The 739-nt window shown below is 45.6% G+C and carries 1 protein-coding gene; it reads left to right on the top strand.

Annotation, left to right across the window (positions count from 1 at the left end; all coding sequences use genetic code 11):
• Positions 1-134 precede the first annotated feature (134 nt).
• Positions 135-739 (top strand): flagellar brake protein (locus tag R7Z50_RS26970; RefSeq protein ID WP_318149678.1); only part of this gene is annotated, 605 nt, incomplete at its 3' end.

Here is a 739-nt window from a genome sequence, read left to right as displayed (position 1 = left end):
TTGTTACGGATTTATTGAATCAAACTATATCACTGAATAAAATCATTACCACGCAAAGACACCCAGTCGTTTAGTGCTAAATTTCATAGCAGTCACCTCTTCTCAAATCAGGTACGACAATAAGAATGAGAAATATGATAACCAGTGCCAGAGACGGCAATCTACCTCTGCAGAGTAAGAGAGCACCAGAACGTCAGGCCACCACATTAAACAGCACCGATGCAATGGCGATGGTCGAGCACGGTAGTGAAGTCACTCTTAATGTGACCACGCCTGTTGGAACGAAGTTCATCACCACCAGTACGTTTGTCGGCTGCCACTCTAACAATACGGCATTGATCGAAGTTCCGAATATTTCCGATGAAGATTTGAAATTCTATTTTCAAGAAGGCTTTTGGATTAACGTAAAAGCGTATTCTCATCGTGGCGAAGGCGCAGTCATCCCTTTTAGGGCTCAGCTTCAACATCGCTTGGGCGACCCTTATCCCATTTTAGTGCTTAACCTTCCCAATACAATGCAGGTATTCCAACTTCGTAAAGAAGTGCGTTATGAGGTGAATTTGAAAGCGCGAGTCCGCTTGGATGAATATCGAAGTGAGTGTGAGATCAGAGACCTGTCTCGCAGCGGCTGTCGTTTTGTAACATCGCCAATGAGCCGACCTTTACAAGTTGGCGACCGTATCACTCTAGACCTCACCATGCCGAGTGATGGTCGCATGTTAGCGCCACTGAATGGTCG

Source organism: Vibrio sp. 1249-1 (assembly GCF_033340495.1).
The sequence above is the reverse complement of the archived record's forward strand: the minus strand, read 5'-3'. Positions and strand labels throughout refer to the sequence as shown.